Source organism: Ramlibacter sp. PS3R-8 (assembly GCF_037572435.1).
In the GTDB taxonomy this organism is placed as follows: Bacteria; Pseudomonadota; Gammaproteobacteria; order Burkholderiales; family Burkholderiaceae_C; genus Ramlibacter.
The window spans coordinates 1,263,619-1,281,329 of record NZ_JBBHGT010000001.1; the positions used below are offsets into that span (position 1 = coordinate 1,263,619).

Sequence of the window (17,711 nt, forward strand, 5' to 3'; positions counted from 1 at the left end):
GTCTCCCTTCCCTGACGGCTTTCCGCCCTGGAGCAACCGTGTTCATTTCTTCCGCCTTCGCCCAAACGGCGCCGGCCGCCGCTGCCGGCGGCGACATGCAGTCCTCCTTCATGAGCCTGCTGCCGCTGGTGCTGATGTTCGTCGTCCTGTACTTCGTGATGATCCGCCCGCAGATGAAGCGGCAGAAGGAGCACCGCTCGATGGTCGAGGCGCTCGCCAAGGGAGACGAGGTCGCCACCGCCGGCGGCCTGCTGGGCCGCGTCACCAAGCTCGGCGACACCTACCTGTCCGTCGAGATCGCGCCCAACGTCGAAGTGCAGGTGCAGCGCAGCGCGGTCGTCCAGGTGCTGCCCAAGGGCTCGATCAAGTAAGCCGTGAACCGTTACCCCCTCTGGAAGTACGCGATCATCGTGGTCGCGCTGTTGATCGGGGTGCTCTACACCCTGCCCAACTTCTTTGGCGAGGACCCCGCCGTGCAGGTGGCGTCCGCCCGCAGCACCGTGAAGGTGGACGCATCCACCCGCGCCCGGGTCGAGCAGGCCCTGGCGCAAGCCGGCATCAAGCCGCTGTCCATTGCGCTGGACGGCGCCTCGCTGAAGGTCAGGCTGGACAGCACGGACACCCAGCTCAAGGCCAAGGACGCGATCCAGCGCGCGCTGTCGCCGGACCCCGCCGACTCTCCCTACGTGGTGGCGCTGAACCTGGTGTCGAAGACCCCCGCGTGGATGGCCTCGCTGAGGGCGGCCCCCATGTACCTGGGGCTGGACTTGCGCGGTGGCGTGCACTTCATGCTGCAGGTCGACATGCAGGCGGCGATCACCAAGAAGGCGGAGTCGTATGCCGGTGACCTGCGTTCGGTGCTGCGCGAAAAGAACATCCGCCACGCGGGCATCAACCGCAACAACCAGACGGTCGAAGTCAGTTTCCGCGATCCGGCCGCGCTGACCGCGGCGCGCGCCGTGCTGGCCGACCAGTTCCCCGACCTGCAGGTGGTGGACACCGTCGCCGGCGACACGACCCGGCTGACCGCGACGCTGAAGCCGGAAGCCGCGCGCCGCGTGCAGGACCAGGCGCTCAAGCAGAACATGGTGACCCTGAGCAACCGGATCAACGAGCTCGGCGTCGCCGAACCCGTGATCCAGCAGCAGGGCACCGACCGCATCGTGGTGCAGCTGCCCGGCGTGCAGGACACCTCCCGCGCCAAGGACATCCTGGGCCGCACGGCCACACTGGAAGTGCGGATGGTCGACGAAAGCTCCGAAGGCCGCGCCGCCGAGGCGGGCAGCGGGCCGGTGCCCTTCGGCGCCGAGCGCTACCTGGACCGCGAAGGCCGTCCCAACATCGTGCGCAAGCAGGTGGTGCTGACGGGCGAGAACCTCACCGACGCACAGGCGGGCTTCGACAACCAGACCCAGGAGCCGGCCGTGCACCTGACGCTGGACGCCAAGGGCGCGCGGATCTTCCGCGACGTCACCCGCGAGAACGTCGGCAAGCGCATGGCCATCCTGCTGTTCGAGAAGGGCAAGGGCGAAGTCGTGACCGCGCCCGTGATCCGCGGCGAGATCGGCGGCGGGCGCGTCCAGATCTCCGGCCGCATGAGCACCGTGGAGGCCAGCGACACCGCGCTGCTGCTGCGCGCCGGCTCGCTGGCCGCGCCGATGGAGATCATCGAGGAGATGACCATCGGCCCCACGCTGGGCGCCGAGAACATCCAGAAGGGCTTCCACAGCGTGGCCTGGGGCTTTGCCGCCATCGTCGCCTTCATGGGCATCTACTACATGCTGTTCGGCGTGTTCTCCGGCGTGGCGCTGGCCGTGAACCTGCTGCTGCTGGTGGCCATCCTGTCGATGCTGCAGGCGACGCTGACCCTGCCGGGCATGGCGGCCATGGCGCTGGCGCTGGGCATGGCCATCGACTCCAACGTGCTGATCAACGAGCGGGTGCGGGAGGAATTGCGCAACGGCGCCTCCCCGCAGGCGGCGATCCAGGCCGGCTATGACCGGGCCTGGGCGACCATCCTGGACTCGAACGTCACGACCCTGATCGCCGGGGTCGCGTTGCTCGCCTTCGGCTCCGGCCCGGTGCGCGGGTTTGCCGTCGTCCACTGCATCGGCATCCTGACGTCGATGTTCTCCGCGGTGTTTTTCTCGCGGGGCCTGGTGAACCTCTGGTACGGGCGGAAGAAGAAGCTCAAGTCGGTGTCCATCGGAACGGTCTGGCGGCCGAACGCGGATGGCGCTATAACCAAGGCAGAGTAGGGAAAAGAGGCGGTTTTTCCACCGGATCGCCCGGGGAAAATCATGCCCAAGAAGGAATCAGGCAGTGGAGTTTTTCAAGATTCGACGGGACATCCCGTTCATGGAGAACGCGCTGGTGTTCAACGTGATCTCCGTGCTCACGTTCATCGCCGCGGTGTTTTTCCTCGTGACGCGGGGGCTGCACCTGTCGGTGGAGTTCACCGGCGGGACCGTGATGGAGGTGAGCTATTCCCAGCCCGCCGACGTCGAGGCGGTGCGCAAGGCCGTGGCCGACCTCGGTTTCTCGGACGTCCAGGTGCAGAACTTCGGAACGGCCCGCGACGTCCTGATCCGGCTGCCGGCGCAAAAGGGTGTCACCTCCGCGCAACAGAGTGACCGCACGTTCGCGGCCCTGAAAACGGTCGATCCCGGCATCACCCTGCGGCGGGTCGAGTTCGTCGGGCCGCAGGTGGGCGAGGAGCTGGTGACCAACGGGCTGAAGGCGCTGGCCATGGTGGTGGCCGGCATCATGATCTACCTGGCCGTGCGCTTCGAATGGAAATTCGCGGTGGCGGCCATCCTCGCCAACCTGCACGACATCGTCATCATCCTGGGCTTCTTCGCCTTTTTCCAGTGGGAATTCTCGCTGGCGGTGCTGGCGGCGGTGCTGGCGGTGCTGGGGTATTCGGTGAACGAGTCGGTCGTCATCTTCGACCGGATCCGCGAGAACTTCCGGCGCTATCGCAAGCTGACCACGGTGCAGACGATCGACAACGCGATCACCTCCACCATCAGCCGCACCATCATCACCCACGGCTCCACGCAGATCATGGTGCTGTCGATGCTGCTGTTCGGCGGGGCGACGCTGCATTACTTCGCGCTGGCGCTGACGATCGGCATCCTGTTCGGCATCTATTCGTCCGTGTTCGTCGCCGCGGCCATCGCGATGTGGCTGGGCATCAAGCGCGAGGACCTGGTGAAGGCGCAGCCCAAGCGCGAAGGCGACGGCAACGACCCGAACGCGGGCGCAACCGTCTGAGGCCGCAGACCGATGGCTTCCACGCTCACCCCTGCTTCCACGCCCCTGGCGCGGCAGGCGCGCGAGCGGTTCGTCGCCCATATGCAGGGCGTGCTGCCCGAACTGGTGGAGTCCATCCGCACGGCCCTGGGCGAGCAGATGAACACGGCGCAAAGCAGCCGGGCGATGCAGCAAAAGCGGGACCAGCTGGTCGAATTCGAGCGCGCCTCCGCGAGCTGGGTGGATGCCGCGGCCCGCTCCTGGCGGCGCGCCGTGGTGCCGCCCACGGTCACCGGGCGCGTGCGCATGCAGCTTGCCAGCCTGGAGCTGATCGGCGACGACGTCGTCGAGAACAAGATCCTTTCCTCCCGACTGGCCATGGCGGTGCAGGAAAAAGCCGTCTGGGACCTGAACGACCTGAAGCTGCGCATCACGCACCTCGAAGGCGGCGAGGAGCTCGCCACCGAGGACGTGTTGCGCCCGGAAGCGCTCTCGCAGATGCTGGTGGAGCAATGGAGCGCGGCCAAGCTGACGCGTGAAACCTGGGTCGCCGTCAAGGACGTGATCCAGGACGCGGTCGTGCCGCGGGCGCTGGAGGGCTACCAGCAGGCCAACGAATTCCTGGTCGAAAGCGGCGTGCTGCCGCACATCGACCTGCGTTCGCGCGTCAAGCGGCCGGTCGGCACGCCCGAACGCCGGCCGGAACCGAAGCCGACCGGCATGGGGCCGGGCGGCCAAGGCGGTGGGGGGCAGGGCGGCGGCGGGGCCGGGGGCGGCAGCAGCTTCGGCGGCGGCAACGGTTCCGGCGGCGGCGGCAACGGCAGCGGCTTCGGCGGTTCGGCGCACGGCGGGCCCGGCTCCGCCTATGCGGGCGCGTCCACGCAAGGCGGCTTCGCTGGCGGTGGCGGCGGCGGCGGCTTTGGCGGCGGCGGTGGCGCCAGTGGCGGTGGCGGTGGCTCGGGCGGCGGTGGCTCCGGTGGCGGTGGAAGCGGCGGCGGCGCCGCGGGTTCCGGCGGATATGGCGGCGGCGCAGGCGGCGGTGGCTCCAGCGGCGGCGGTTTCTCAGGCGCGGGTTACGCGGGGGGTGCCGCGGGAGGCTCCGCGTTCGGCGGTGGCGGCGGTGCAGGTGCGGGCGGGCCTGGCGGCGGCTTCGGTGGCGGCGGCTATGCCGGCGGCAATGGCAGCAGCTTCGGCTCCGACGGTACCGGCCGCCCCGGTGGTTCCAACGGCCAGGGCGGCCCCGCATCGGGTTACGCCGGCGGCAGTTCCACGGCCCAGGGCAGCGGGATCCAGGACGAGACCCGCATGATGACCAATACGACGCCGCTGGCGCGGGCCAAGGCCCGGGCCTCCGGTGTCATCGGCCAGTTGAAGCGCCTGCTGCGCGACAAGGTGGCCGGCTTCGACGCGCCGGAAGGCACGCGCCCGGCCCCGTCCGCGGCGCTGGTGCAGGCGGTGACGGTGCACGCGACGCAGGTGCAGACGCAGGTGCAGGCCCGCGTCAACGAGGCGGTGACGGCTGGCGACATCGTGGTGTTCGACGACGAAGCCGTCGAACAGGTCGCCCAGGACCTGCGCGTCCGCACCCAGGACCTCAAGAAAAAGGCCGCCTCCACCAGCGAGAAGGCCACGATCGAAATCGTCGCGCTGATGTTCCAGAGCATCCTGGCGGAGGAACGCATTCCCGCCACGGTGCGCGTCTGGTTCGCGCGGCTGCAGATGCCGGTGCTGCGGGTGGCCCTGGGCGAGCCGGAATTCTTCGGCACGCTGGAGCACCCCGCGCGCCAGCTGATCGACCGCATGGGTTCGTGCGTGCTCGGGTTCGACTCGACGGACATCTCGGGCAGCGCCATGGAGGCGGAGATCCGCCGCGTGGTGCAGGTCATCGAGCAGTACCCGGAGACCGGCCGGCGCGTGTTCCAGCTGGTCTACGAGGAGTTCCAGCGTTTCCTCTCCCGCTTCCTCACCGAGAAGGGCCCGTCCCAGAAGCTGGTCACCGTCGCCCAGCAGGTGGAGCAGAAGGAGACGATGGCGGTCCAGTACACCATCGAACTGCGCAAGATGCTCAGCGACGTGCCGGTGCGCGACGAGATCCGCGAATTCCTGTTCAAGGTCTGGGCCGAGGTGCTGGCCGTGGCCGCAGTCAAGAACGGGCCGCAGCACGAGGAGACGCTGGCACTGAAGAAGTCCGCCAGCGACCTGGTCTGGGCGGCCAGCGCCAAGCCGAACCGCGATGACCGCGCCAAGGTGATCCAGGACCTGCCCGAGCTGCTGGCGCGCCTGCGGCGCGGCATGACGCTGCTGGGGCTGAACGCCGGCGACCAGGAAAACCACATCAAGGCGATCGGCGATACGCTGGCCGACGCCTTCCTGTCCAAGACCGAGGCCATCCCGCACGCGCGCATCGAGGAGATGACCAAGCGGCTGGCCAACCTGGAAGACTTCGTCTCCGACGACGATGCCGGCGAGCTGCCGCTGGACCAGGAGAGCATCGAGATGATGCTGGGCATCGACGCCTCCATGATCGAGGTGATCAGCACCGGGGGCTCGCAGCCCAATGCGGCCATGATGGGGTGGGCCAACGAGCTGCAGCCGGGCAACTGGTTCACGCTGGACCACAACGGCAAGATGCGGCAGGTGCAGTACTCGTGGGCCAGCGACCGCCGCCAGCTGCACCTGTTCGCCGCCAGCGACGGCTACTGCTACCTCATGCCGCTGCGCCGCCTGGGCGCCTACCTGCAAGCGGGGCTGCTGGTGCCGACCGAGGAGGAGGCGCTGACCGTGCGCGCCACGCGCGATGCGCTGGCCAAGCTGGACGCGAATCCGGAACGGTTGCTGCAGTAAACGGGTGTCGGGGTGACCTGCGGTCAACCCGACCTACCCGATGGCCAGGGCAACCTGTAGGCCGGGTTGCGCGCAGCGCACCCCGGCGTTCCTTCAATGCGCCAGCCGATCCTCGGTGTCGTCGCACAGCTCGTCGAGGATCAGCGCATCGGGCTCGTGGCCGAAGCGCCAGTACACCATCAGCACGATGATCTTCAGTGCGTCCAGCGGCATCTCGCCGTCGAGGCCCGCGGCCATGGCGCGGTCCACCACGATCTCGCGCAGGGCCGGCGGCAGCACGCCGGAGCTTTCGAGGAAGCTGATGAAGCCGAGACATGCGGCACCCAGCCGGTCCTGCTCGGACACCGAGAACACGCGCATGCTCGTGGCGCTCTGCTCGGGCGCCCACTCGGGCTCGGGTTCGACGGGGAGGGTGATGTTCTGCGCGGCGACGTTGAGTCCATCGAGCCAGACCAGGGCATCGTGGATCTCGTCGGGTTCGAAGCCATGGGCGCTGAGCTTGCGTCCGAGCTGGTGGAGCTCGGGGCAAGCATCGCCGCGCCAGTAGTTTTCGTAGACGAACACCAGCACTTCAAACATGAACCTCAATATAGCCCAGAACGTGAGGCCTCCCGCCAGGCCTTTACGCGATGCTGTTGCATCGCCGCGTCGGCCGGGCCACGCGCCTGCGCCGGCTCGTCGCTGTGCCGCGCGCTCCTAGGCTTTCGCTTGCCTCTGGAACAGCCCGCCGGGAAGCCGCGCGACATCGCCCGCCAGTTCCAGTTCGAGCAGGCGCGCCTGCAGCAGCGGTGCGGGGATGCCGGTGCGCGCGATGATCGCGTCGAGCCCCATCGGATCGAACCCCAGGGCCTCGAGCAGCGCGTCCTCGCCTTCCGCTTCTTCGCCGGCGTGGGGCGACGGCGCCGCAGGCAGCACGAGCCGCAGATCCTCCAGCACGTCCTGCGCGCTCTCGACCAGCTTGGCCCCTTGCCGCAGCAGCGCGTGGCAGCCGCGCGCGTGCGGTGAGTGGATGGAGCCGGGGATGGCAAACACCTCCTTGCCCTGTTCGGCCGCAAAGCGCGCCGTGATCAGCGAGCCGGACTGCAGCGCCGCCTCCACCACCAGCGTGCCTTGGCCGAGCGCCGAAATCAGTCGGTTGCGGCGCGGGAAGTTCGCCGGCAGCGGCGGCGTCCCGATCGGGTATTCGCTGACGATCATGCCGCGCTCGGCGATGTGGTGGGCCAGTTGCAGGTGCTGCTTCGGGTACACCCGGTCCAGCCCCGTGCCGACGACGGCGATGGTGGCCACCGCGTCGGGCGCGGCGCCGTCCAGCGCACCCTGGTGCGCGGCGCCGTCGATGCCCAGCGCCAGCCCGGAGACCACGGTCACGCCGGCCTCGGCGAAGGCGCGGGAAAACCGGCGCGCATTCTGCAGGCCCTGCGGCGTCGGATTGCGGCTGCCAACGACGGCGAGTGCGCGCTCGGGCATGGCGCCGAGCCGTCCCATGCGGTACAGCATCAGCGGCGGGTCGTCCGTCTGCAGCAGCGTCGCTGGATAGTCGGGGTCGGCGAGGGTGAGCACCTCGCGCCCGGCCGGGTCCTGGGCGAGCCAGGCCAGCGTCGATTCGAGCACCGCCTCGTGTCCTGGCGGGTCCTTGCGCAGCGCGTTGATGCGGCCGGCGTCCAGCACCTGCGCCAGGACGGTGTCGGTCTGCGCCAGCACCTGTTGCGGCAAGCCGAAGGCCGCCAGCAATTTGCGGGCGGCCTGCGGACCGAGGGAGGGATTCAGCGAGAGGCGCAGCCAGGCTGCCAGCTCGTCGCGCTGCATGGGCGCGCCGTCAGCGCGGGTTGGTGACGTGGTCGCCGATGCTCACGGTGTCGGAGATTTCCAGCACCAGGGCGTACGACAGGTTCTCGAAGCTGCGGAACACCATCAGCAGGCCGTTGCGTTCATTGGGCAACTGCAGCGACACCAGCTCGCCGGGCTGCGAGCGGTCCAGGATGCGGCGTCCGGCCTTCAGGATGGTCATCACGTGGCCATTCTCCACGCCTTGCGCCGTGCCGCGGTTGATCACGACCACCTGGCTCTGGCCCACCAGCGAGACCGCGTCGCCGTAGACGGACACGATGGTGCCTTCCACCGGCACCGTCGGCGCGCGCGGCACGTAGCTGGTCAACTGGCGCGGCGGCTCCGGCAGCAGCCGGTCGCCCACCCGCATTTCTTCCTTGGCGCGGGTGATGTCCACCGTGGCGGGAACCAGGGTGTCTTCCATCTTGCCGCTGCTCACGAGCAGTTTCTGGATCGATTCGCTGCGCACCAGGTCCGCGCTGCCCAGGTAGTGGGCCTCGTAGCCCAGCAACTGCCCGGTCAGCGGGTCCACCAATGGCTTCGCTTCGCGAAAGACCCGGAAGGCCTCGACGAAGCGCGGGTTGCGCTCGACCATCGGAGTGCCAGGGCGGCCCAGCACGTAGGCGCGGTCACCGCGGGTCAGCAGCACGCGGTCTTCAGGACCGGCGACGATGCGCGGCGCGCGATCGAGCTCGCCCTCGCCGACGATGATGGCTTCGTTCAGGAACGGATCGATGGCTCCCGGCGGCAGCGTCGGGATCGACGTGTCGGGCAGCGAGGACAGGCGGGTGCGCGGGGAAACGCGCACGGTGCCCAATGCGCCGTCCGGGATCGCTCCCATGCGCAGCCGGGCCATGCCGTCGAGCTTGTCCAGGTACAGCGTCTGGCCGGGGTAGATGCGGTGCGGATTGCGCACCTGCTCCATGTTCATGCCCCACAGCTCGGGCCAGCGCCACGGCGTCTTGAGGTACATGCCGGAGATGCCCCAGAGGGTGTCCCCGACCTTCACGATGTACGAATCCGGCGCGTTGGGAGCGAGCTCCGACAACGGGATGCCGCTCACCGCCACCACTTCCGCCGTGGAGCGCTGCTGTGGCGTGATCGGGAAGTTCTGCGCCGCTGCGGGGATGGAGGCCAGGCCCCAGGCAACGAGCAGTGCGGCGAGCGCCACATTGCTACGATGAGAAAGGCCGGAAACCGCCTTGGAGAGAGCCATCTGTGTTTCGTCCGCTCTTGACAAGTTGCTGGCGATTCTCCACTCAAGTCCTTGATTGGGCAATGTTTATGGCTTTTGTCGCCAGCCGGCAACGGCAAAAGTGGCGAAAATAGCGACAACAGCCTTTTCCGTGATCTCCATGGCGCTCCTCACCATCCTCCGTTATCCCGATCCCCGCCTGCACACCGTCGCCAAGCCGGTGCAGGCCGTGGACGCCCGCATCCGCGGCCTGGTGGCCGACATGCTGGAAACGATGTACGACGCCGACGGCATCGGCCTGGCCGCCACCCAGGTGGACGTCCACGAGCGGGTGGTCGTCATCGACGTGTCCGAGCAGCGCAACCAGCCGCTGGTGCTGATCAACCCAGAGATCACCTGGGCCAGCGAGGAAGTGCAGGTCGGTGACGAGGGCTGCCTGTCGGTGCCGGGCATCTATGACGGCGTGGAGCGGTCCACTGCCATCCGCGTGCGCGCCCTGGATGGGGAGGGCAAGGAGCGCGAGCTTGCCGCTGAAGGCACGCTGGCAGTGTGCATACAGCACGAGATGGATCACCTGCAGGGCAAGGTGTTCGTAGAATACCTCTCGCCCCTGAAGCGCAACCGGATCAAGACCAAGATGCTCAAGGCCCGCCGAGACACCGAGCGGGTCTGACCAAGGAGTCTCCATGCGTACCGTTTTCGCCCTTGCCGCCGCCGCGCTGGTGCTGGCTGCCTGCGCGCACCCCTGGAACACGGTCGACGTCGCCCCCGGCACCCCACGCGACGAGGTGATCGCCCGGGCCGGCCAGCCGGTCCGGGTGGTGCCCATGCCGGAGGGCGGCCAGCGCCTGCAATACACCATGCAGCCCTGGGGCCGCTACGCGTTCATGGTGGACCTCGATGCCTCCGGCCGCGTGGTGCGATCGCGGCAGGTGTTGACGGCGCAGGAGTTCGCGCGCATCGAGGAAGGCAAGTGGACCGGCGCCGACGTGTTGCGCGAGTTCGGTCCGCCCGCGCAAGTCGACGGCGTCGCCAGCTGGAACGGCCCGATCATGATGTACCGCTGGAAGGAATTGGGCGGCAGCCCGATGCTCTATTACGTGTACCTCGATCCTCAGGGCACGGTGGGGCGCGCCCACCAGGCGATGGAGCTCGTCAACGCGCCCAACGAACGCAAGTAAGCGACGCATGCGCGTGGTTTTCGCGGGCACGCCCGAGTTCGCCCGCGTCGCCTTGCAGCGGCTGCATGCCGCCGGCTTCGACATCCCCTTGGTGCTGACACAGCCGGACCGCCCGGCCGGTCGCGGCATGAAATTGCAGCCGTCCGCGGTGAAGCAATTCGCGCTCGAACACGGTATCGCGGTGGCGCAACCGCGCGGGCTGCGGCTGGACGGCAAGCATCCCGGCGACGCCGCCGCTGCGCGCGATGCGATCGCCGCAGCACGGGCGGACGTGATGGTGGTCGCGGCTTATGGACTGATCCTGCCGCAATGGGTGCTCGACGCCCCGCGCCTGGGCTGCCTGAACATCCATGCCTCGCTGCTGCCCCGGTGGCGCGGCGCCGCCCCGATCCACCGCGCCATTGAAGCGGGCGACGCCGAAACCGGCATCACCATCATGCAGATGGACGCGGGGCTGGACACGGGCGACATGCTGCTGGTGGAGACGACCCCGATCGCCCCGGACGACACCACCGCCACGCTGCACGACAAGCTCGCCGCGCTCGGCGGCCGCATGATCGTGGAGGCGCTCGAGCTGGCCGCTTGCGGAGGCTTGCGTCCGACGCCGCAAGCGGCCGAGGGCGTGACCTACGCGCACAAGATCGAGAAGGCCGAAGCGACCATCGACTGGGGGCAGCCCGCGGACAGGATCGAACGCCGGGTCCGGGCTTTCGACCCGTTCCCGGGAGCGACCTCGACCCTGGGCGGCGAAGCAGTGAAGATCTGGCGCGCCCACGCCGTCATGCAAGGAGGGGGCAGCGTGCCGCCCGGCACCGTGGTGGCCCTGGATGGCGACGGCATCGGCGTCGCGTGTGGGCAGGGCCGGCTGCAGATCACCGAACTGCAACGCCCGGGCGGCAGGCGGCTGCCCGCCGCCGACTTCCTGCGGGGCTTCGCGGTCGAAGCCGGCATGCGTTTCGACAGCTGATGTTCTTCCTGCCTTCCGTCCACCGGCATCCGCAGTTCCGCGCAGGCATCCGTTCCAGCTCCAGCGTCGCTCCCGGCATCGCCGCATGGGGGCTCATGACCGGCGTCGCCATGATCAAGTCCGGCATGAGCGTGACGGAGGCCGTGGCCATGACGATGTGGGTCTACGCGGGCAGCTCGCAATTGGCCGCGATCCCGCTGCTCGCCGCCGGCGCGCCGGCGTGGGTGATCTGGGCCACGGCCCTGTGCGTCAACCTGCGCTTCGTGGTGTTCAGCCTGCACTTGCGCGACTACCTGATGCACCTGCCGCGGTGGCGGCGTCTGGTCAACGGCTTCCTCACTGCCGACATGAGCTATGCGCTGTTCACCCAGCGCTATCCCGCGCCGTCGGCGGACCCGGCGGAGCGCGCCGCCCAGGAGGCGTTCCTCGCCGGCAACTACTTCCTCACCTGGTGCGCATGGTGTTCTGCCAGCCTGGCCGGCATCGCAGTGGGCAACCTGGTGCCCAGCCACTGGGGACTGGGCTTCGCGGGCGTGCTGTGCCTGGTCGGCATCGTCTGCTCGCTGGCCAACACCCGCTTGCGGCTGGTCGCGGCGCTGGTCGCCGGCGCAGCGGCCGTGGCGACGTACGCGCTACCGTTGAAGCTGAACGTCGTCGTGGCGATCACCGTCGCGGTGCTGGCTTGCCTGTGGCTGGAAGGCCGGATGCCAGCGGCTGCACGGGAGCGCGCGGCATGACCGGTGTCACCGACGGCTGGACGCTGTTCATCATCGCCGGCATGGGCGTGGTGACGGTGCTCACCCGCTGCTTCTTCTTCATCCTCGACCAGCGCTGGGCCATGCCGGACTGGGTGCAGCGCGCGCTGCGGTACGCACCCGTGGCGGCGCTCGCCGGCGTGGTGCTGCCCGAGGTGGTGATGAGCAACGGGCACCTGATCGCCACCTGGCAGGATGCGCGCCTGTTCGCCGCCCTGGCCGGCGGCGCCGCCTTCTTCTGGCGCCGCAGCGTGCTGGTCACGCTGCTGGTCGGCATGGCCGTGTACCTGCCGCTGCACCTCGGCCTGCGCTGGTAGCCAGCGCGGCCGTGCCCGCCTTCCTAGAATGGCGGGTTCTCCCGTCCAACAAGAAACGCTGCATTCCATGAACGTCCTGCGCTTTTCCGATCTCTGCGACGAGGGCCGCGCCCGCGGCCGCCGTGTCTTCATCCGGGCCGACCTGAACGTGCCCCAGGACGACGAAGGCCGCATCACCGAAGACACGCGCATCCGCGCTTCGGTGCCATGCATCCAGATGGCGCTGGCCGGCGGCGCCGCGGTGATGGTGACGTCGCACCTGGGCCGGCCCACCGAGGGTGAGCTGAAACCGGCGGATTCCCTGGCGCCGGTCGCCGCGCGGCTGTCCGAGCTGCTCGGCCGGCCCGTGCCGCTGAAGGCGAACTGGGTGGACGGCGTCGACGTCCAGCCCGGCGAGGTGGTCCTGCTGGAGAACTGCCGCGTCAACAAGGGCGAGAAGAAGAACGATCCGGTGCTGGCGCAGAAGATGGCCGCGCTGTGCGACATCTTCGTGCACGACGCCTTCGGCACCGCCCACCGGGCGGAAGCTTCCACGTACGGCATCGCGCAGCACGCCAGGATCGCGTGCGCGGGGCCCTTGCTCGCAGCGGAGATCGACGCCATCACCAAGGCGCTCGCGAATCCGAAGCGGCCGCTGGTGGCCATCGTGGCCGGCTCGAAGGTGTCGACCAAGCTGACCATCCTGCAAGCGCTGGCGAAGAACGTCGACCAATTGATCGTCGGCGGCGGCATCGCCAACACCTTCATGCTGGCGGAGGGACTGCCGATCGGCAAGTCGCTCGCCGAGCCGGACCTGCTGGACCAGGCCCGCGCGGTGATCCAGGCCATGAAGGCGCGCGGCGCCGAAGTCCCGATCCCGACCGACGTGGTGGTGGCGAAGACCTTCGCCGCCGATGCGCCCGCCAGCGTGAAGGCCGCGGCGGACGTGGCGCCCGACGACATGATCCTGGACATCGGGCCGCAAACCGCGCTGAAGCTGGCCCGGCAATTGGAGGCCGCCGGCACCATCGTCTGGAACGGCCCGGTGGGCGTGTTCGAGTTCGACGCCTTCGCCAACGGTACCGAAACCATCGCGCGGGCGATCGCCGCATCGGATGCGTTCAGCATCGCCGGCGGCGGCGACACGCTGGCGGCCATCGCCAAGTACGGCATCGAGCAGGACGTGGGCTACATCTCCACCGGCGGCGGCGCCTTCCTCGAAGTGCTGGAGGGCAAGACGCTGCCGGCGTTCGAGATCCTGCAGAAGCGCGCGAACGGCTGAACTCCGCATCCGTGTGAGAATCGCCCACTGAATTACAGAGGAGAACGCCTCCATGGCGCGTCGTGCCACCAAGATCGTCGTTACCCTCGGGCCTGCTTCCAATGAACCCGTCGTGCTGGAGCGGATGATCCGCGCCGGCGTCAACGTGGTGCGGCTGAACTTCAGCCACGGCACGGCCAAGGACCACATCGAGCTGGCAGCGCTGGTGCGCCGCGTCAGCCAGGAGGCCGGGCGCGAAGTGGCCATCATGGCGGACTTGCAGGGGCCCAAGATCCGCGTCGGCAAGTTCGCCGAGGGCAAGGTCATGCTGCAGTCGGGCGCGAAATTCGTCCTCGACGCCTCGCGCACCGAGCCGGGCGACGTGGCGGGCGTGGGCCTGGACTACAAGGAGCTGCCCCGCGACGTGAAGGCGGGCGACGTGCTGCTGCTCAACGACGGGCTGATCGTGCTGGTGGTCGAGAGCGTCAAGGGCGAACAGATCCGCACCACCGTCAAGATGGGCGGCACGCTGTCCAACAACAAGGGCATCAACAAGCAGGGCGGCGGGCTGACCGCGCCGGCGCTGACCGCCAAGGACATGGAAGACATCCGCACCGCGATGAGCTTCCAGGCCGACTACGTGGCCGTGAGCTTCCCGAAGAATTCCACCGACATGGAGATGGCGCGGCAACTGTGCAACGTGGCGGCCGCGGAGTACCGGCACAAGCCGGCGCTGATCGCCAAGATCGAGCGCGCCGAAGCGATCCCCAACCTCGAATCGATCCTGCGCGCCAGCGACGGCATCATGGTCGCGCGCGGCGACCTGGCAGTGGAAGTCGGCAACGCCGCGGTGCCGGCGCTGCAGAAGCGGATGATCCGCCTGGCGCGCGAGCACGACAAGGTCGTGATCACCGCCACCCAGATGATGGAGTCGATGATCTCCGCGCCCGTGCCGACCCGCGCCGAGGTGAGCGACGTCGCCAACGCGGTGCTGGACGGCACGGACGCGGTGATGACCAGCGCCGAGACGGCGACCGGTGCGTATCCGGTGGAGGTGGTGCTGCAGATGGCCGCCATCTGCGCCGAGGCCGAGATGGCCGAGGACGTGAAGCTGGACGCCGACTTCACCGGCATGGCGTTCTCGCGCATCGACCAGTCCATCGCGATGGGCGCGCTGTTCACCGCGTATCACCTGGGCTGCAAGGCGATCGTGGCCCTGACGGACTCGGGCTCCACCGCCCTGTGGATGAGCCGGCACCGCATCCACATCCCGATCTATGCGCTGACGCCCAAGCTGGTGACGCAGCGCAAGATGGCGCTGTACCGCAACGTGCGGCCGCTGCTGATGGACCAGAACGTCGAGCGCGACATGGCGCTGGCCGAAGCCGAGGCCCACCTGAAGAAGCGCGGCATCCTCTCGGCCGGCGACATCTACGCGATCACCTGCGGCGAGCCGATGGGCGCGCCGGGCGGCACCAACATGCTCAAGATCGTTCGCGCCAGCTGAGCTGGGCGGGGCCCCGGCCGGCGGGGCTCAGCGCTAGAATTCCTCGGTTACCGGGCGGTTGCGACGACTGCCCGGCCCGCTCTGTCGTACCCCCAGGAACTGCCATGCCCCTCGTTTCCATGCGCGAACTGCTGGACCATGCCGCCACCAACGGTTATGGCATCCCCGCCTTCAACGTCAACAACCTCGAACAGGTCCAGGCCGTGATGGAGGCGGCGAAGGAAACCAATGCGCCGGTGATCCTGCAGGCCAGCGCAGGCGCGCGCAAGTACGCCGGCGAGTCCTTCATCAAGCACCTGATCTCCGCCGCCATCGAGGCGTACCCGCAGATCCCGCTGGTGATGCACCAGGACCACGGCCAGAGCCCCGACGTCTGCAAGGGCGCCATCAACCTGGGCTTCTCGTCCGTGATGATGGACGGCTCGCTGGAGGCGGACGGAAAGACGATCGCCAGCTATGACTACAACGTCGAGGTGACCAAGAAGGTCGCCGACATGGCGCACACGTACGGCGTCACGGTCGAAGGCGAGCTCGGTTGCCTCGGCTCGCTGGAGACGATGAAGGGCGACAAGGAAGACGGCCACGGCACCGACTCCACCATGACGCGCGAACAGCTGCTGACCGACCCGGAGCAGGCCGCGGATTTCGTCAAGCGCACCCAGATCGACGCGCTCGCCATCGCCATCGGCACCAGCCACGGCGCCTACAAGTTCACCCGCAAGCCCACCGGCGACATCCTGGCGATCGACCGCATCAAGGAAATCCACCGCCGCATCCCCAACACGCACCTCGTGATGCACGGCTCGTCCTCGGTGCCGCAGGACCTGCTGGCCGTGATCCGCAAGTACGGCGGCAACATGAAGGAAACGTACGGCGTGCCGGTGGAAGAGATCCAGGAAGCGATCAAGCACGGCGTGCGCAAGATCAACATCGACACCGACATCCGCCTGGCCATGACGGGCGCGGTGCGCCAGTTCCTGGCCCAGAACCCCGACAAGTTCGACATGCGCGAGTGGATGAAGCCGGCGCGCGAGGCGGCCAAGCAGATCTGCAAGCAGCGCTACATCGAATTCGGCTGCGAGGGCCAGGGGTCGAAGATCAAGGGCGAGAACCTGCAGGTGGTGGCCGCGAAGTACGCCAAGGGCGAGCTCGCGCAAGTCGTGAACTGAGTGGCAACTGCCCTCCACACTTCCAACATCACCTCGCTGCCGCTGCTGGCGCGCGGAAAGGTGCGCGACAACTATGCGGTGGGCGCCGACCGCATCCTGATGGTGGCCAGCGACCGCCTCTCGGCCTTCGACGTGATCATGGGCGAGCCCATTCCCGGCAAGGGCGAGATCCTGACGAAGATGGCGCTGTTCTGGTTCGCGCGGCTCGGGCATGTGTGCCGCAACCACCTGACGGGCGAAGCGCCGGAAAGCGTCGTCACGCCCGCCGAAATCCCGCAGGTGCAGGGCCGCTCCATGCTGGTCAAGCGCCTGCGGCCGATCATGGTGGAGGCCGTCGTTCGCGGCTACCTCGCCGGCAGCGGCTGGAAGGAGTACCAGCAGTCGCAGTCGGTCTGCGGCGTGCCCTTGCCGCCCGGCCTGAAGAACGCATCGAAGCTGCCGCAGCCGATCTTCACGCCCGCCGCGAAGGCGACTTCCGGCCACGACGAGAACGTCAGCTACGAGCGCGTCGTGGAGATGATCGGCCCGCAGCTGGCCGCGCAGATCCGCGACACCAGCATCCGCCTGTACCGCGAGGCCGCCGACTTCGCGCTGACCAAGGGCCTGATCATCGCCGACACCAAGTTCGAGTTCGGGCTGGACGAGCGCGACGCCCTGGTGCTGATGGACGAGGTGCTCACCCCCGACTCCTCGCGTTACTGGCCGGTCGAGGGCTACCAGGCCGCGTTCGCCAACGGAGACAATCCGCCGAGCTACGACAAGCAGTTCGTGCGCGACTGGCTGGAGTCGGCCAGCATCGACGGCCATCCCTGGGACAAGACGCCGCCGGCGCCACGGCTGCCGCAGGACGTGATCCTGAAGACGGCGGCGAAGTACCGGGAAGCGCTCGACCGGTTGACGGCGTAGCAGCATGTAAAGGCCGGCGCGCGCAGCCACCCTGCGCGCTATGCTGGCGCGATGAAAGCCAAGCTCCTTCTCCTGGGCGCCGCTGCGCTGCTTGCGGTGCCGGCGTTCGCGCAATCCGACGCGCAGTGCATCGTGGCCGGCCGGCTGAGCGATGGCGCCTGGGCGCCGCGCCTGGCGGGTGTCCAGTTGCTCGGCGCCAAGGGGCAGGCGCTCGCCGGCAGCGCAAGGAACGCCATCGCGAGCGCCAAGCAGGTGCGCCTGTCCCAGCCCGCGCTCCTGTCCAGCTGCAACGGCGTGCAGCCGCTGCTGAGCGCCGACGGCGAACCGGCCGGCCGCAAGACCGAGGTGCCGGCCCTGTCCGCCGGGGTCCTGGACGTCGATGGCGTTTCGTTCCTGAAACTGCGCACCGGCGGCGAGCTCGTCGAGGTGCGCGTGCGGGCGCCGGCGCAGCGGGTGGTGATGCTCACCCGGTGAATGTCGGGGTGCGCTGTCGCGCAACCCGACCTACCGTGGAGCGGCGGAATCGATCGACGCTGATCGTAGGTCGG

17 protein-coding genes are annotated in these 17,711 nt (G+C 68.6%); 14 read left to right on the plus strand and 3 right to left on the minus strand.

All coding sequences use genetic code 11. The features are described from left to right. Positions 1-38 precede the first annotated feature (38 nt). From yajC to WG902_RS05910, 4 genes are all read left to right on the plus strand, one after another. Positions 39-371 carry a preprotein translocase subunit YajC gene (gene yajC / locus WG902_RS05895; protein WP_340059021.1) on the plus strand — a complete coding sequence of 111 codons (333 nt, stop codon included), beginning with the start codon at positions 39-41 and terminating at the stop codon, positions 369-371. 3 nt (positions 372-374) lie between these two features. Continuing rightward, positions 375-2,258 (plus strand): protein translocase subunit SecD, encoded by a 1,884-nt coding sequence (gene secD / locus WG902_RS05900; protein ID WP_340059022.1) that lies wholly within the window; start codon positions 375-377, stop codon positions 2,256-2,258. A 64-nt stretch (positions 2,259-2,322) separates the two neighbouring features. Continuing rightward, the gene (gene secF / locus WG902_RS05905; protein ID WP_340059023.1) at positions 2,323-3,276 is read left to right on the plus strand and encodes a protein translocase subunit SecF; all 954 of its coding nucleotides are present in this window, start codon (positions 2,323-2,325) and stop codon (positions 3,274-3,276) included. Between the two features lie 12 nt (positions 3,277-3,288). Further along, positions 3,289-6,099, plus strand: a complete 2,811-nt coding sequence (locus WG902_RS05910) for a DUF1631 family protein (protein ID WP_340059024.1) — start codon at positions 3,289-3,291, stop codon at positions 6,097-6,099. A gap of 93 nt (positions 6,100-6,192) precedes the next feature. Here the strand turns inward: WG902_RS05910 and WG902_RS05915 are convergent, their stop codons facing one another. From WG902_RS05915 to WG902_RS05925, 3 genes are all read right to left on the minus strand, one after another. Continuing rightward, a complete protein-coding gene (locus tag WG902_RS05915) occupies positions 6,193-6,678 on the minus strand; it encodes a DUF494 domain-containing protein (protein ID WP_340059025.1) in 486 nt (161 codons plus the stop codon). Positions 6,679-6,795: 117 nt separating this feature from the next. Further along, positions 6,796-7,905 (minus strand): DNA-processing protein DprA, encoded by a 1,110-nt coding sequence (gene dprA, locus WG902_RS05920; RefSeq protein ID WP_340059026.1) that lies wholly within the window; start codon positions 7,903-7,905, stop codon positions 6,796-6,798. 10 nt (positions 7,906-7,915) lie between these two features. Continuing rightward, entirely contained in the window at positions 7,916-9,142 is a 1,227-nt protein-coding gene (locus WG902_RS05925) for a LysM peptidoglycan-binding domain-containing protein (protein ID WP_445263656.1), read from the minus strand. A 139-nt stretch (positions 9,143-9,281) separates the two neighbouring features. Here WG902_RS05925 and def point away from each other — a divergent pair, with 139 nt between their 5' ends. The 10 genes from def to WG902_RS05975 all read left to right on the plus strand — a co-directional run bounded on the left by def (position 9,282) and on the right by WG902_RS05975 (position 17,637). Beyond that, positions 9,282-9,794: a peptide deformylase gene (gene def / locus WG902_RS05930; RefSeq protein WP_340059028.1), complete on the plus strand. Its 513-nt coding sequence runs from the start codon at positions 9,282-9,284 to the stop codon at positions 9,792-9,794. Between the two features lie 13 nt (positions 9,795-9,807). Further along, positions 9,808-10,302 (plus strand): hypothetical protein, encoded by a 495-nt coding sequence (locus WG902_RS05935; protein ID WP_340059029.1) that lies wholly within the window; start codon positions 9,808-9,810, stop codon positions 10,300-10,302. A gap of 7 nt (positions 10,303-10,309) precedes the next feature. Beyond that, positions 10,310-11,269, plus strand: a complete 960-nt coding sequence (gene fmt / locus WG902_RS05940; RefSeq protein WP_340059030.1) for a methionyl-tRNA formyltransferase — start codon at positions 10,310-10,312, stop codon at positions 11,267-11,269. Then, positions 11,269-12,006, plus strand: a complete 738-nt coding sequence (locus tag WG902_RS05945) for an AzlC family ABC transporter permease (RefSeq protein WP_340059031.1) — start codon at positions 11,269-11,271, stop codon at positions 12,004-12,006. The genes fmt and WG902_RS05945 overlap by 1 nt, the downstream gene beginning before the upstream one ends. Then, entirely contained in the window at positions 12,003-12,341 is a 339-nt protein-coding gene (locus WG902_RS05950) for an AzlD domain-containing protein (protein WP_340059032.1), read from the plus strand. Before WG902_RS05945 ends, WG902_RS05950 begins: the two co-directional genes overlap by 4 nt. A 67-nt stretch (positions 12,342-12,408) precedes the next feature. Further along, complete coding sequence (locus WG902_RS05955) at positions 12,409-13,602, plus strand: phosphoglycerate kinase (protein WP_340059033.1); 1,194 nt, start codon at positions 12,409-12,411, stop codon at positions 13,600-13,602. Positions 13,603-13,654: 52 nt separating this feature from the next. Next, complete coding sequence (gene pyk, locus WG902_RS05960) at positions 13,655-15,088, plus strand: pyruvate kinase (RefSeq protein WP_340059034.1); 1,434 nt, start codon at positions 13,655-13,657, stop codon at positions 15,086-15,088. A 104-nt stretch (positions 15,089-15,192) separates the two neighbouring features. Next, a complete protein-coding gene (gene fba, locus WG902_RS05965; RefSeq protein ID WP_340059035.1) occupies positions 15,193-16,257 on the plus strand; it encodes a class II fructose-bisphosphate aldolase in 1,065 nt (354 codons plus the stop codon). Further along, on the plus strand, positions 16,258-17,163 hold the full coding sequence (locus tag WG902_RS05970) for a phosphoribosylaminoimidazolesuccinocarboxamide synthase (protein WP_340059036.1): 906 nt from the start codon (positions 16,258-16,260) through the stop codon (positions 17,161-17,163). Between the two features lie 51 nt (positions 17,164-17,214). Next, positions 17,215-17,637, plus strand: a complete 423-nt coding sequence (locus tag WG902_RS05975) for a hypothetical protein (RefSeq protein WP_340059037.1) — start codon at positions 17,215-17,217, stop codon at positions 17,635-17,637. The last annotated feature ends 74 nt before the right edge of the window (positions 17,638-17,711 follow it).